This is a genomic window from Gordonia aichiensis NBRC 108223 (assembly GCF_000332975.1).
In the GTDB taxonomy this organism is placed as follows: Bacteria; Actinomycetota; Actinomycetes; order Mycobacteriales; family Mycobacteriaceae; genus Gordonia; species Gordonia aichiensis.
In genome coordinates, this window is record NZ_BANR01000011.1 from 98,007 (window position 1) to 112,549 (window position 14,543).

Consider the following 14,543-nt stretch of genomic DNA (forward strand, 5'->3'; position numbering starts at 1 on the left):
TGCCGACGCCCGCCGCCACCGCTTTCACTGCTCTGCGCTGATGTTTTTCACTCAGTGGAAGCATGGGTTAGGTTCTGTGACCCAGCTCTCCCTAGTGTTCAACCAGAAGGGAGGTCACAGATGACCAACTACGCCAGCACGACGAGCACCAGAGTCGTGATCGTCGGCGGCGGGCCTGCGGGGCTCGCGCTGTCGCATCTGCTGCACGTCGCCGGGATCGACAGCGTCGTCCTCGACAACCGGACCTACCACGACATCGAAACCACCCATCGCGCAGGCATTCTCGAGCGCGACAGCGTTCGTCTGCTGCTCGATTCGGGCGTCTCCGACAGGGTGCTGCGCGACGGCCACGAACACCAGGGGATTGATCTTCGCTTCGGCGGCGTCAGCCACCGCATCGATTTCCAGAACCTCGTCGGGGCGTCGTGCTGGCTCTACCCGCAGACCGACGTCTTCATCGACCTGCACGCGGCACGCACCCGTGATGGCGGCGATCTGCGTTACGGCATCTCCGACACCGAGGTCGCCGATCACCGGAACGACCCGCACGTCAGCTACACCGATGCCGACGGCGCACGCCACGAGGTCACCGCCGAACTCGTCGTCGGCGCGGACGGGTCACGCAGCATCTGCCGCGATCTCGTCAGCGATCCGCAGCGCTACTTCCGCGAGTACCCGTTTGCGTGGTTCGGCATTCTCGCCGAGGCACCGCAGAGCGCGCCGGAGCTCATCTACACCCGTTCCCCGCACGGCTTCGCCCTGATCAGCCAGCGCACCCCGACCGTGCAGCGCATGTACTTCCAGTGCGCCGCCGACGAGAACCCCGACGATTGGTCTGACGACCGAATCTGGGCGGAGTTGCAGCGTCGAGTCGCGGGTGAGGATGGCTTCACCCTGAAAGAGGGGCCGATCATCCAGCGCTCCGTGCTGCCGTTCCGCAGCTTCGTGCAGTCGCCCATGCGTGATGGGAAGCTCCTCCTCGCGGGCGATGCCGCACACACCGTGCCCCCGACCGGAGCGAAGGGCCTCAATCTCGCTCTCGCCGACGTCCGGGTCCTTGCCGACGTCATCGAGCGGGCACTACTCAAGAACGACGACGCCGCGCTCGACTCCTACACGGCCCGCGCTCTCGAACGCGTGTGGAAGGCGCAGCACTTCTCCTATTGGATGACGACGATGCTGCACCACTCCCCCGACGCCTCCGATTTCGATGAGCTCCGACAGCTCGGTGAGCTCACCACCCTGGTCTCGTCCGAGGCCGGATCCACTTATCTCGCAGAAGGTTACACAGGATGGCCACACCACTGATCGGACGTCAGGCGCAGAACGTGCCCGACGTCGACGCAACCCCACCCGTCATCTCGTCCGACGCCGCGGCGGGCACCCAGGCCGAGATCAGCGCCGAAATAGACTCGCTCGCTGTCGAATACCAGCGTGAGCGTCAGGCCGGCGCAGCGGAGGAGATCCGCCCACGACTCGACTACGCCCCCTACCGTTCGAGCATCCTGCGCCATCCGACCAAGGACCCGCACCACGCCGATCCCGAAGGCATCGAACTGTGGGCACCGGCGTTCGGTCAGCGCGACGTCGACCCGTTGGAGGCCGACCTCACGATCCAGGCGAACGGCGATCCCGTAGGTGAGCGGTTGGTCCTGACCGGCCGCGTCCTCGACGCAGACGGCCGACCGGTGCGCAACCAACTGGTGGAGATCTGGCAGGCCAACGCGGCCGGGCGCTACATCCACAAGCGCGACCAGCACCACGCCCCCATCGACCCGAACTTCACCGGCGTCGGCCGCTGCCTCACCGACAACGAGGGCAACTACCACTTCACCACCATCAAGCCCGGCCCGTACCCGTGGAAGAACCACCACAACGCCTGGCGTCCGGCACACATCCATTTCTCGCTGTTCGGAACGGATTTCACACAGCGACTCGTGACCCAGATGTACTTCCCCGGCGATCCGCTGTTCGATCTTGACCCGATCTACCAGTCGATCGTCGATCCAGCCGCACGCGCACGTCTCGTCGCCAACTACGACCACGACCTCACCCAGCACGAATGGTGCACCGGATACCGCTGGGACATCGTGCTCAACGGAAGCGCACGCACCCCGATGGAGGAAGAAGCATGAGCCTCACGCCAACCCCCGGCCAGACGGTCGGCCCGTTCTTCCACTACGCCCTGCCCTACGACGGCGACAACGAACTCGTGCCGTCGGGGCATCCGGATCGCATTCGGTTGCACGGCACCGTCTTCGACGGAAAAGGCATGCCGATCCCCGACGCGCTGATCGAGATCCGGCAAGCCGACACCGACGGATCCGTGCCCACGATTCCCGGGTCGCTGCGCCGCGACGGCTTCTCCTTCACCGGCTGGGGACGCGCGAAGACCGATCGCGTCGGCCACTACTCGTTCAGCACCGTCACGCCGGGTGCCACGCGCGATGGCGAGGCGCCGTTCTTCGCCGTGTGCGTCTTCGCCCGTGGACTCCTCGACCGACTGCTCACGCGCGCCTACCTACCGGGCAGCGGGGACCTCGATGACGATGCACTCCTCTCCGGAGTCGACGCCGACCGTCGGTCAACGCTCATCGCGGTCCCCGACGAGACCGGCTACCGGTTCGACATCCACCTCCAGGGCGAATCGGAAACGGTGTTCCTGCAACACTGGAAGTCGTGAGCGATCTCTTGTGGCCCGGCGATCACCGGGCAGGCGACCTCTTCTCCGACGCCGCCATCCGCGACGCGATGCTGCGCGTGGAGGCGGCCTGGTCGGCAGCATTGGTCGAGTGCGGGGTGGCGCCTGCCGACGCCGCGGTGAGTCTCGACCAGTTGTTCTCTGCTGCTGCCGATCTCGATCTCGATCAACTCTCCGTAGACGCCGAGGCGGGCGGTAATCCCGTCATCCCGCTCGTCTCGGCGCTGCGCGCGCACCTGCACCCGACCGCAGCAACCTGGCTCCATCGCGGCATGACGAGCCAGGATGTCGTCGATGCCGCGCTGATTCTCGAATCACGGCGAGCCTTCGACACGGTCGCGGAACAGCTCTCGGCACAGGTGGAGGCACTGGTGTCCCTCGCCGATACCCACCGTGAGACTCCGCAGATCGCGCGGACGCTGACTCAGCAGGCGGTGCCGTCGACGTTCGGGATGAAAGTGGCTCATTGGCTCGACGGTGTGCTCGATGCACACGACGAGGCCGCAGCGCTGACCTTTCCCGCCCAGTTCGGTGGGGCGGTCGGGACGTTGTCTGCGCTGGTGGAACTCGCAGGCACGCAGACGAATCCACAGGAGTGTGCGCTCGCGGTCGTCCGACATGCCGCGCAGGCGTTGGGACTCGACGCCGCGTTGCCGTGGCACGTCGTCCGAACACCACTCACCCGGTATGCCGCTGCCGCCACGACCGCGACCTCGGCGTGGGGCCACATCGCCAATGACGTGCTGACCCTGAGCCGCTCGGAGATCGGCGAGGTCACCGAAGGTGCGGGTGGCGGTTCGTCGACCATGCCGCACAAAGCCAATCCCGTGTTGTCGGTAATGATCCGGCGTGCTGCACTGACCACGCCGGCACTGGCCGCCACGCTGCAACTCGCTTCTGCAGACGCCGTCGACGAACGCACACCCGGCGGTTGGCACGCAGAATGGCCGACGCTGCGAATACTGCTGCGGCGCACAGTCGTCGCGGCATCGCAGGCCACGGATCTCCTCGACGGCCTCGTCGTTCATCCGGATGCTATGGCGTTCAATCTGTCTGCAGCCGGAGACTCCGTATTGTCCGAACAACGATCGATGGCCGAACTCGCAGGACACGAACCGAGTGATCACCGCGCTGGCGCCGCACCGCTTCTCATCGACGCGACCCTCCGTCGCGCCCAGACAGTCCACCGAAGCAACGCATACGCAGAGAGGACCCGATGACCACCTACGACGACGGAATGGGCGTACGACGCGAGGTACTCGGCGACGCCCACGTCGACCGGGCGACCGCCGCCGCCACTGATCTGACGCGTGAGTTCCAGGAGTTCATCACCGAGTACGCGTGGGGAACCATCTGGACGCGGCCGGGACTCGACCGACGCAGCCGTTCGATGATCACGCTCACCGCGCTGATCGCACGCGGCCATCACGAAGAGCTCGCAATGCACCTGCGCGCCGCCCGACGTAACGGTCTGACCCTCGACGATATCAAAGAGGTCATTATGCAGTCGGCGATCTATTGCGGTGTGCCCGATGCCAATACAGCCTTCCGCATCGCGCAGCAGACGTTCGCGGAGGAGTAGACGCGTCTGTGTGGGGGTGCTACGCGGAGTCGGCGACCCCGGACCGCCCCGGCGGAACAGGGCCGGGCGCACCGAGCTGTCGTCCGATACCGCGTGCTGCGACCTGCAGGGCCGCCAGCAGTCGTGGGCGGTTTCCGCGCAGTGTTCCGACCACCACACCCAGCGCTGCGACGACTCCGTCGGGTCCCCACACCGGGACCGCGATCGAACACGCCCCCGCGGTCATCTCCTCGGCAGTGGTCGCGTATCCCTCGTCGCGCACGCGCTGCAGTTGCTGCTCCAACAACTGCGGGCTGATCAACGTCCGGGGTGTGACCCGAGTCAGGGATGTCATCACCTCATCGCGAATGTCCTTGGGCGCGTAGGCGAGCAGTACCTTCCCCACTCCCGTCGGCGGCATCGGGAGTCGGCTGCCCACCTTGCTCACCACGGGCACCGACTCATTGCCCGCGATCCTGTCGATGTAGAGCACAGAGGCGCCGTCGCGGACCGCGATGTGCACCGTCGCCTTCGTTGCCGCATACAGGTCGTAGACGTACGGTTCAGCGATCTCACGCACGCCGGTCTGGATCGGTGCGAGCAGCCCCAGATCCCACACCCGCCTGCCGATGACGTAGCGCCCATCGGAGCGTCGAACAAGAGCTCCCCACCGTTCCAACTCTCCGACCAGTCGGTGCGCGGTGGGTACCGCGAGATCAGCACGCTGCGCCATCTCACTGAGCGTCAGCGCCCGGTGCGACTCGTCGAATGTGCTCAGCAGAGCCAGAGTTCGCCCGGCGACCGAGGCGCCGGGAATCGACGTGTTACCCGCCATCGCTACGGCAGCAGACCCGAACGTCGAGCAATCACGACGGCCTCCATGCGACTCGAAGCGCCCAGTTTGCGCAACACGTCTTTCATATACCCCTTGGCGGTCTGCACCCCGATACCCAATTCCTCGGCAATTCTCGCATTGGTGTAGCCGAGTGCAGCGAGCGCGACGACATCTTGTTCGCGTCGGGTCAAGGTGAGCGTGATCGGCGCATCCGAGGCGCCGTCGAGCAGGAGGTCGGAGATGCGCGCGATCTCATCGGCGACGGCGTCGTCGTCGACGTCCCGGGCGAGCGCACGAAGCTGTGCGTACGCCTCGGTGAGACGGTCACGAAGGCCATCGCCTGCGGTGGAGTCCGAGGCAACCGCTGCGCGCGATGCGACGATCTGTTGTTCGAGTTCACGTGCCTCGACAGCGAGGATGTCCAGAGTGCGATCGCCGATCGCCTCGTCGGTGCGCAGCGCCCCGTAGATCACCGCGACAGGCCTGCGTTCGACGATGACCGGAGCGGCCGCCATCGCACGCAGGCCCTCGGCCGCGATGATCGCGTTGTACCGGTGGGTGATCCGCGGGGTACGCAGATAATCGTCGACGACCATCGGGCGATTGAGCGCGATGACCTTGCCGCCGAGTCCGTGCCCGGCATCAACGGCAACGCCGTTCAACGCACCGTGGGTGTCGCCGACGAAATGTCGGAGACGCAGACCGCGCGAGCCGTGCACCACTCCACCGAACGCCAGCGACACACCCGTGCCGCGACGCAGACGACGCAACGCATCGGTGACCGGCGCGGTCAGCGACTCGGCCATGTCACCACCTACCTCCTGACCCCTCTTCGGGGGGTTCTGCTCAAGCGACGTCGCATCCGAGAATCACTCCTCGAATGTGATTCAGCTTACTCTGGCCGCAAAGGTGTGGAAATGACACAGACGTCCCTAGCCGGTGACCGCGCTCGACGCGAGTCCATCCAGGCTGAACTGACCCCCGCCGTCTCGGCAGACCTCGACGCCTGGCTCGAGACCTTCGGATCTCCCGACGCCAATGCGGCGTCGTTGCTGGTGGATCGGCACGATCCAGACGCCGTCGCCTTCACCACGGTGTCGTTGGCGGAGTCACCGGACAGTGACCGGTCTCCGCTCGAGCTCGTCGAGGTCACTTATGGTCAACTCGCCGCCGACTCCCGTCGCTTCGCCGCCGCACTGGCCGACATGGGCGTCGGTCGCGGCGACCGCGTCGGCGTCCTCATGGGCAAACGCGCCGAACTCGTGGTGTCGCTGCTGGCACTTGCTCGACTCGGGGCCGTGTACATCCCGCTCTTCACCGCCTTCGCAACCCCCGCGATCGAGATGCGGTTGCGGGCGGCGGACGCGACCATCGTGATCACCGAGCCGAGCCAGGCGAGCAAGCTCGACGACATCGACGGGCTCTCGACCATCGTCGCCGGAGAGCAGTTCGACTCCCTCGTCGCCGACCACGACCCCCTCGACCACTCGGTCGCCGTCGGCGGCGACGGCACACTGATCCTGCTGTTCACCAGCGGCACGACGGGCGCGCCCAAGGGCGTTCCGGTGCCGGTGCGCGCACTGGCGTCCTTCTCCTGCTACATGCGTTACGGCCTCGACGTCGCCGACACCGACGTCTTCTGGAACGCCGCAGATCCCGGTTGGGCCTACGGCCTGTACTACGGAATCCTCGGACCGATGGCGATTGGTCGGCCAAACGTGTTGCTACAGGCTGGGTTCACTCCCGAGCTGACGGCCACTGTCCTCACCGAACTGGGGGTGACGAACTTCGCCGCGGCACCCACCGTCTACCGCTCGCTGAGCAAGAACCCCGCGATCAACGGTTTCTCACTGCGACGGGCATCGTCGGCGGGCGAACCGCTGACACCTGATGTGATCACCTGGGCGCGAACGGCTCTCGGCACCGAGGTGCGCGATCACTACGGCCAGACCGAACACGGCATGTTCATCAACAACCACTGGGCAGACGACCTGCGTCGCCCGCTGATCCCCGGCTCCATGGGCCAGCCGATGCCCGGATTCGCCGCAGGAATCGTCGACGACGCGGGCGCGCCCGTCACCGAGCCGAACGTCACCGGACAGATCGCCATCGACGTTCCCGCCAGCACCGGCTACTGGTTCGCCGGATACCTCGACGCCCCCGAGAAGACCGCGTCGCGCTACACCGACGACGGCCGCTGGTACCTGACCGGGGACACCGGCCACGTCGATGCCGACGGCAACTTCTTCTTCAGCTCCCGCGATGACGACGTCATCATCATGGCCGGGTACCGCATCGGGCCGTTCGACGTCGAGAGTGTGCTGATCACACACCAGTCGGTGGTCGACGTCGCGGTGGTCGGCCGACCCGACGAGTTGCGCGGCGAGGTCCTCGAGGCGTTCGTCGTGCTCGCCGACGGCGTCGTCGGTGACGACGCGCTCGAATCGGAGCTGCAGCAGTTGGTCAAGACCGGCTTCGCCGCGCACGCCTACCCGCGGACAGTGCACTTCGTCGATACGCTTCCGAAGACCCCGAGCGGCAAGATCCAGCGCTTCATCCTGCGGCAGCGCTGAGTTGCGCTGGTCGAGACAGCCTCACTTCACCAGCGCACGCACCGATGCCGGGACGTCGTCGGCGGCGCCGGTGTAGGTGATCGGGTCGTCGAACACCGTGCGTACGGGCACCACGCCTGTCCACGCGTCGGTGTCGGCGCCCGGCCCGCCGGTGCGTGCCTTCGCGATCCACTGACCGTCGACAATCGGTAGTCGTAAGGCGGTTGTCGCGGCGACCTCCTTGCGGGTTGTCGCGGGCGTTTCGGCGACGCGACCTGGAATCAGCTTGTCGCTGAGCGCATCAAGCGCTTCTGTCGGAATCTCCGCGTTGCGTGCGACGCCACGAATTACCGCGGACCGGTAGTTGGCCGAGTGGTCGAACAGTGTCTCTGCGACGACGATCCCGTCGAGCAGAAACACGCTGAACGCCACCGGGGCTCCCGACCCCACCTGCCGGAGAGCACCCGCGCCGGTCGAGCCGTGAAAGATGATGTCGTCGCCCACTCGGGCGAACAACATCGGCACGGACCACGGCCAGCCGTCGACGACCGTGGAGAGCGTTCCCACCTGTGCCGTGTCGAGGATGTCGTCGAGGAGCGCACGGTCTCCCCGGCGATCCGGCTTGCGGGTCAGAGCGGTCAGTACGTCGGGCTCATCGGGGGCTGTAGACATACAGCCCATAGTTGGCGACGACAGCTCTCGGCGCCACCCGATTACGCGTCGGTGCAGCGCGAGCGGGGCCGGATTCGTCAGTCGGGTTCTGCGACGACCCGATGTAGTACGTGCCGTGTAGTCCGAACATGTGAGTTTTTGGTCCGAACGGGTGAATTCATGATCAAACAGTTGCTCCGCGATCAAGACGTTTTGATACTGAACCCTGTCTGACATCGGTCTCGGGAACCGGTGATGCACCCCCACATGTCTGGACATGTCTGCACACCAGGAGAGTATCCATTGTCCTATCCCCCTTCCGGAACCTTTGGCGCTCCGGCGATGCCGCCCACCGGTCCGTTCCAGCCCATGCGGGATCAGCAGAAACGACGCAATCGCACCATTGCTCTGGCTGCGATCGTCGTGGTCTTTGCGTTGGTGTTGGCGTCGGTTCTCGTCGTCGTGTTGCGGGACAAGGACGGCGGCATTCGCATTCCGGGGCTCAGTCTCCTTACGGCAGGTGAAGCGGGTCCTGATCCGTTCGGCCCCAACGTTGCACTGACCAACAAGGAGTTGCCGGGCAACATCAAGCTCGCGAGCCAGTCGGGGGCGCGGGACAACGGTGCCCGCGTGGTCTCCGGAACGCAGCCCGGTCTCTACGCAGGTGGTGATTCGACCTGCGACACAGCCGCACTCGGAAACTATCTGTCCAACAACCCGAGTCAGGCGCGTGCGTGGGCCAGCGTCTTCGGCATCGACACCGCTTCCATCCCCTACTACCTCAACACCCTCACACCGGTGGTGTTGACAGCTGATACCTGGGTAACCAATCACTCCTACCAGGGTGGAACTGCGTACGCATTTCAGTCCGTATTGCAGTCCGGCACAGCGGTTCTCGTCGACGGCGCAGGTGTCCCACGAGTGCGCTGCGCATGCGGCAACCCGCTCGCACCGCCGGCCGCGACACCTATCGGCAGCTACCGGCTGTACGGGCACCCATGGCATGACTACCACTCGCACGACGTGACCCGTATCGCCTACAACACGCAGAACGTCACCGTCGTCAACAACACCACGACAGTGATCAATCAGGCGCCGCAGAACACCGCGACACCGGAATCCGCCGTGCTCACCCTGATCAATCTGCTGAACGGACAGCAGTTCGAACGCCCCGTCGGCGGGATCATCGACACCAGCGGCCTGCCGCCACTGGCCACCGCCTTGCCCACCCCAGCGGCGTTGAACACGCCGTTCGTCGCGAAGTCCGACGAGGCGGCAGCCGACAACGGACTCGCTCGTGCGGGTAGCACCGAGGCCGCCGCTGATGTCGCCAAGCGCGCAGAGTCGAACAACGGTGTGCCAGAGGGCGCTCCGGACTCGTCGCAGGCGTCTGAGCAACAGCAGAACGCTGCAGCGTCGGAATCCCCGGGAGCACCTGCGCAGGGCACGAGCGAGGCGTCGGCCACGTCGTCGAGCAGCGCCACCCCCAGCCCGACGCAGTTCTCCGGGTCGGGAGATGAGATCGGCGACTTCTCGTTCCGAGTCGACGATCGCAGTGTGAGCTGCCAGGCACCCACCTCTGCCTCCACCGGCACCGTCGACCTCACCTGCAGCGACAACGTCGCCCGAACGGTGTCGTCCTCGTCGCTGGAAAGGTCATCGGTCTCCTCGTCGACCGATCCGACGACGCAGGTGTGGAAGCTGGGACTGACTGAGAATCAATCGAGTTCGGTGTCGGTCGACGTCGAGTCGGCGACGTGGCGCACTGCGCAGACGTCGAGCACCACCACGACGACAGAGGCGACGACCACCGACACCACCACTCCGGAAACAACCACCGAGACAACGACTCCGGAAACGACGACTCCGGAAACGACCGTCGAGACGACAACCCCGGAGGAAACCACCACCACCACGACGACCACCGAAGAGGTTCCCGCGAACTGACACCGTTGGTCTGGCGACGTCGGGAGCGAACTGCTCCCGACGTCGCTGTTTGTGGGGGCAGAGATCGTCGATCCACAGCCTGGCAATTCCGGCATACGAACCACCCGCCGACGTGGTTAACTGTCTGGGCGCTGACGACAGCTCTTCTGCGAGGGGGTAAGGACATGACCGACTTCTTCACCATGCCCGGCGGTACCGCCAACCTGCCCGACACTTCCAGAAGTGCGATGTCATACGTCCAGCCACCCGGCACGACCACCTCGAAGCCCGACGACGGCGCCATGGTCCGGTTCAACACCATCGACTGGGAGGCCCGCGCCAAAGCCGCCGCCGACGGGGCGGAGGGGTTGAGGGAGGCGATGGACGCTTTGAGGGAAGCTGGTGCAGTCAACTACTTTGGCAATCTCGTGGAAGGCGACGAGGTGTACGCTCGCCTGCGGCGCTTGGTTAATAGTTGGCGTCAAATTCTGCAGAAGCAAGCAGAAAGTTTGTTGACCCTTGAAACAAACTGCAGATCTGCCAGCGCCGCTCTGTCAAATGCCGATTCGGACTGCGCTGAAAAAATCACAACATAATGCGCAGAAATTGCTCTCTCCACGTCGCGCTAACAGCAATCGTCGCGATACTAGTTCTATCATCTACCTCGTGCAATGCAGTTGAAGGAACCCCTATTGCCACGGCAGAGGATTCAACTTTCAGTAGTACCACTTCCCCGATCGGGCCTCGCCAGACTGACGCGAAAGGTAGGCCACTGCCATTTAGTACCCGTTTCCCCCAGCGGTGGAGTAAGGGGAACGACGGCACTTCATACGAGCCTTGCACTGCGGCTACTAGTGCGATCCTTGTCGCGAACGGGCTCGATCCTTCCTCAGCGAGAGATGCAGCAGCTGCCGATCACCAGACCGCGCGTGGGTGTAACTGGTCTTTCGTTGACCGCCGTCTCGCTACGCTCTCGCAGATCGTAGGTAATCAACCCAAACTCGACGTCTACAAGAAGAACAATTCCACTTCTGTCGCATGGATGAGTGACATCTCAGCCGCCGACCGAAGAGTCGCGGTGGGAGTAACACCCTCAATCAGCGAATGCGCAACTTTTGTACAATCCGGAAGCGCGATAGTCGTAACGAGTGCAATGTTTGTTCACAACCCCCCACCCATAGCCGAGATCTGCGACAAGGCCATCGCCTTCACTCGCGCGACGATTGACCAGATGCCCGAGTAGCCACGACGCCGCCGAGCCGCCGCTTCAACCCCGGCACCAGCCCAGCAAATACACGCGCACCTGACATTTGCGAACGAAGTTTCCAGCGCATCTGTCAGAAACACGTGTTTCTACGGCTCGACCCGTAAGAAACACGTGTTTCTTACGGGTCGACGAAGCTCCGCGGCGTCAGCCGACAGCGGACTCCACGCGCTCGGAGTCCGCGGCCGATTCGGCAGCCGCCGACGGCGCAGCCTTCGAGAACCGCAGGTTCTGGAAGTCAGCCACGTCTTCGCCGAGCGCCTTGCGGTCCTTGTAGAAGCTCATCGACATCAGCCAGGGTGCGTGCGAGCCCTGGCGCGGTAGCTGGTCCTCGACGCGCTTGATGTAGCCGGCGCCGAAGTCCAGTGCGGGCCGGGTCTCCATGGCAGGGTCGACCACGGGCTCCACCTCGTGGTAGCCGCGCGCATCCATGTACGCGATCAGCCTGCACCAGTACTCGCCGATGAGCCCGATCTTCAGTGTCCATGACGAGTTCGTGTACCCGATGGCGAGCGCAAGGTTCGGCACACCGCTCAGCATCATGCCGCGGTAGATGACGTGATCACGCAGCACCACCGGCTCGCCGTCGAGCGAGAGGTCCATCCCGCCGAACAGTCGAACGTTCAATCCCGTTGCGGTGACTATGATGTCGGCTTCGAGTTCGCGTCCGCTCTCGAGCAGGATGCCGTTCTCAGTGAATGACTTGATGCGGTCGGTGACCACCGAGGCCTTACCCGACCGAATCGTCTTGAACAGGTCCGCGTCGGGCACAGCGCACAGCCGCTGATCCCACGGGTTGTACGGCGGGTTGAAGTGCGTGTCGACGTCGTACCCCTCGGGCAACAGCATCTGGTTGACCTTGCGGATCACCTTGCGCGACGTCTTCGGAAAGCGTTGCGCCGCTTCATAGAGCACCCGCTGCTGCAGGATGTTCTTCCACCGCGCCACCGCGTAACCGCGCTCGTCACCGAGGATGCTTCGCGCGACGTTGGCAAACGGGTCGTGCTTGGGCAGCGGGAGGATGTAGGTGGGGGTGCGCTGGAGCATCGTGATGTGCTCGGTCTCGCCCGCCATCGCCGGGAGCAACGTGACAGCCGTTGCGCCACTTCCGATCACCACGACCTTCTTGCCCTTGTAATCGAGGTCCTCGGGCCAGTGCTGCGGATGCACAACCTGCCCCTTGAACGTGTCGCGACCCTCGAAATGCGGCGTGAACCCCTCGTCGTAGTTGTAGTAGCCCGAACCGCAGTACACCCAGCTCGCCTTGATCTGGATGTGCTCGCCGGTGTCGAGGCGGTCGACCTCGGCTGTCCAGAGCTGTTCGTCCGACGACCAGTTCAATGCGGCGACCTTGTGCTGCAGACGGAGGTGCTCGTTGATCTTGTCCTCGTCGACGGCCTCGCGAAGGTACTGCATGATGCGGTCGGCGTCGGCAATCGACTGCTTGTCGACCCAGGGCTTGAACTCGAACCCGAACGTGTGCAGGTCGCTGTCGGAGCGGATACCCGGATACCGGAAGAGATCCCAGGTACCGCCGAGCGATTCCCGACCTTCGAGCAGCGCATATGTCTTGTCAGGCAGTTCCGTGGTCACGTAATGGGCAGCCCCGATCCCGGAGACACCAGCCCCGACGATCAGAATGTCCAACGTCTCGACAGGTGTGGCTGTTGTAGGCACCCGCGCCTCCTCAGGTCGTGTTTCGATCCAGCCGATGGCGAATATGACACCATACGTTGTTACGTTCCAGAGTGCTCCCGCGCAGCTGCAGATACCAGGTGCGAATCGCACATAGTTCGGCCCTATGGAGGTGCATACTGTTCGCATGTCCGACACCTGGCCCTCCGCATCACCTGAGACCAAGGCCCTCATCCGACGCGGCGCCGAACTCATTCTCGATCCACCTGAACAGTGGATTCAAGCCATCCACGACGCCTCGCTCGGTGGTCTGCGTATGAAAGCGATCGCCGACGATCCGGTACTCGCGGACGCGACTCGACGCACGAACCTCGCCAACACCATGCGCTGGGCCAGGAGCAACGTGCTTCGCCCTGGTGAACGTGTGCCGGCCGAACTCACCCCCGACATCCTCACCGCCGCCCGCGACCTCGTCCGCCGAGGGCTCGACGAATCAGCGCTCGACGCTTTCCGCACAGCCCAGAGCGTGGCGTGGCGGCTGTGGATGAAGGTCTGTTTCAGCCTCACCGACGACCCCGATCAGCTCCGTGAGCTCCTCGACGTCTCGCTGGTGTCGATCTCGACGTTCATCGACGACACCGTCGACGCCATGAGCGAACGGATGCGCAGCGAACGTCACGAACTCACCCGCGGCACCCACGCACAGCGTCGAGAAGCAGTGGCACTGCTTCTCGAGGGCGCTCCGATCCCGATCGACCGCGCCGAAATACAGCTCGGCTACCGATTACGCGGACCACACACAGCGCTCGTCCTCTGGACCCATCACCCCGATCAGGCCGCGACCCTCGAGTCCGCCGCCGACGCTCTCGCCACGTCGGCAGGCTGTGCGAGCCGACTCACGGTTGTGGCCAGCGCCGCATCACTGTGGGTGTGGCTACCCACCGACGAGTCCTCGATCGAGCGTCTCTCGCCCTCATCCGGCATCGACGTCGCCGTCGGAAGGACCGGTGAGGGCGTCGACGGCTTCCGCGCCAGCCACTTTCAAGCCCTCGCCACGCAGCGCATCGTCGCGCAACTCGGCAGCCCACACGGTGTCGTTCGATTCGACGACGTACGTCTGGTCTCCCTGCTGATGGCTTCGCCCGACGACACCGCGGCCTTCGTCGACGAAACGCTCGGCGAGCTGGCCCGCGCAGAACCCACTCTGCTCGACACAGTCCGGACATGGATCAGTCTGCAGTGCAACACGTCCCGCGCGTCCGAAGCGCTCTACACCCATCGCAACACCGTGATCCGACGCCTCGCCCGCGCCGAAGAACTTCTCCCGCGGCCGCTGGACGAGAGTCTGCTCGACGTCGGGGTGGCGCTCGAAGTGCTGCGCTGGCGGGGGTGATCCCACCAGCCAGCGCAGCTTCCTC

At 64.7% G+C, this 14,543-nt stretch carries 14 protein-coding genes; 10 read left to right on the forward strand and 4 right to left on the reverse strand.

Annotated features, from left to right (window positions below; all coding sequences use genetic code 11):
- Positions 1-120 precede the first annotated feature (120 nt).
- From GOACH_RS13030 to pcaC, 5 genes are read left to right on the forward strand one after another with little or no spacing between them, the layout of a single operon-like run.
- Positions 121-1,308 carry a 4-hydroxybenzoate 3-monooxygenase gene (locus GOACH_RS13030; protein WP_005175321.1) on the forward strand — a complete coding sequence of 396 codons (1,188 nt, stop codon included), beginning with the start codon at positions 121-123 and terminating at the stop codon, positions 1,306-1,308.
- Entirely contained in the window at positions 1,293-2,135 is an 843-nt protein-coding gene (gene pcaH, locus GOACH_RS13035) for a protocatechuate 3,4-dioxygenase subunit beta (protein WP_005175323.1), read from the forward strand. Before GOACH_RS13030 ends, pcaH begins: the two co-directional genes overlap by 16 nt.
- Positions 2,132-2,683, forward strand: a complete 552-nt coding sequence (gene pcaG / locus GOACH_RS13040; protein ID WP_005175325.1) for a protocatechuate 3,4-dioxygenase subunit alpha — start codon at positions 2,132-2,134, stop codon at positions 2,681-2,683. The genes pcaH and pcaG overlap by 4 nt, the downstream gene beginning before the upstream one ends.
- Entirely contained in the window at positions 2,680-3,921 is a 1,242-nt protein-coding gene (locus tag GOACH_RS13045) for a lyase family protein (protein WP_005175327.1), read from the forward strand. The genes pcaG and GOACH_RS13045 overlap by 4 nt, the downstream gene beginning before the upstream one ends.
- Positions 3,918-4,283, forward strand: coding sequence for a 4-carboxymuconolactone decarboxylase (pcaC, locus tag GOACH_RS13050; RefSeq protein ID WP_005175329.1), 366 nt, complete (start codon positions 3,918-3,920; stop codon positions 4,281-4,283). The genes GOACH_RS13045 and pcaC overlap by 4 nt, the downstream gene beginning before the upstream one ends.
- Positions 4,284-4,302: 19 nt before the next feature.
- On the opposite strand, the gene GOACH_RS13055 is transcribed toward pcaC, so the two are convergent.
- Together GOACH_RS13055 and GOACH_RS13060 are read right to left on the reverse strand one after the other, a co-directional pair.
- Complete coding sequence (locus GOACH_RS13055) at positions 4,303-5,097, reverse strand: IclR family transcriptional regulator (RefSeq protein WP_005175331.1); 795 nt, start codon at positions 5,095-5,097, stop codon at positions 4,303-4,305.
- A gap of 2 nt (positions 5,098-5,099) precedes the next feature.
- Positions 5,100-5,903, reverse strand: a complete 804-nt coding sequence (locus tag GOACH_RS13060) for a LuxR C-terminal-related transcriptional regulator (protein ID WP_005175333.1) — start codon at positions 5,901-5,903, stop codon at positions 5,100-5,102.
- 111 nt (positions 5,904-6,014) lie between these two features.
- On the opposite strand from GOACH_RS13060, the gene GOACH_RS13065 reads away from it, so the two are divergent.
- The gene (locus tag GOACH_RS13065) at positions 6,015-7,670 is read left to right on the forward strand and encodes an AMP-binding protein (protein ID WP_005175335.1); all 1,656 of its coding nucleotides are present in this window, start codon (positions 6,015-6,017) and stop codon (positions 7,668-7,670) included.
- Positions 7,671-7,691: 21 nt separating this feature from the next.
- Here GOACH_RS13065 and GOACH_RS13070 read toward each other — a convergent pair whose 3' ends face one another.
- Positions 7,692-8,321, reverse strand: a complete 630-nt coding sequence (locus GOACH_RS13070) for a pyridoxamine 5'-phosphate oxidase family protein (protein ID WP_005175337.1) — start codon at positions 8,319-8,321, stop codon at positions 7,692-7,694.
- Positions 8,322-8,603: 282 nt separating this feature from the next.
- Here GOACH_RS13070 and GOACH_RS13075 point away from each other — a divergent pair, with 282 nt between their 5' ends.
- The 3 genes from GOACH_RS13075 (at position 8,604) to GOACH_RS24610 (ending at position 11,469) form a co-directional block, all read left to right on the forward strand.
- A complete protein-coding gene (locus GOACH_RS13075; RefSeq protein WP_005175338.1) occupies positions 8,604-10,247 on the forward strand; it encodes a DUF6777 domain-containing protein in 1,644 nt (547 codons plus the stop codon).
- A 164-nt stretch (positions 10,248-10,411) separates the two neighbouring features.
- Positions 10,412-10,822, forward strand: a complete 411-nt coding sequence (locus GOACH_RS13080) for a hypothetical protein (protein WP_005175340.1) — start codon at positions 10,412-10,414, stop codon at positions 10,820-10,822.
- Positions 10,822-11,469, forward strand: coding sequence for a DUF3558 family protein (locus tag GOACH_RS24610; RefSeq protein WP_169330868.1), 648 nt, complete (start codon positions 10,822-10,824; stop codon positions 11,467-11,469). The genes GOACH_RS13080 and GOACH_RS24610 overlap by 1 nt, the downstream gene beginning before the upstream one ends.
- A gap of 168 nt (positions 11,470-11,637) precedes the next feature.
- On the opposite strand, the gene GOACH_RS13085 is transcribed toward GOACH_RS24610, so the two are convergent.
- Entirely contained in the window at positions 11,638-13,167 is a 1,530-nt protein-coding gene (locus tag GOACH_RS13085) for a flavin-containing monooxygenase (protein ID WP_005175342.1), read from the reverse strand.
- A gap of 145 nt (positions 13,168-13,312) precedes the next feature.
- Here GOACH_RS13085 and GOACH_RS13090 point away from each other — a divergent pair, with 145 nt between their 5' ends.
- Positions 13,313-14,518, forward strand: a complete 1,206-nt coding sequence (locus GOACH_RS13090; RefSeq protein ID WP_085950612.1) for a PucR family transcriptional regulator — start codon at positions 13,313-13,315, stop codon at positions 14,516-14,518.
- Positions 14,519-14,543 lie beyond the last annotated feature (25 nt).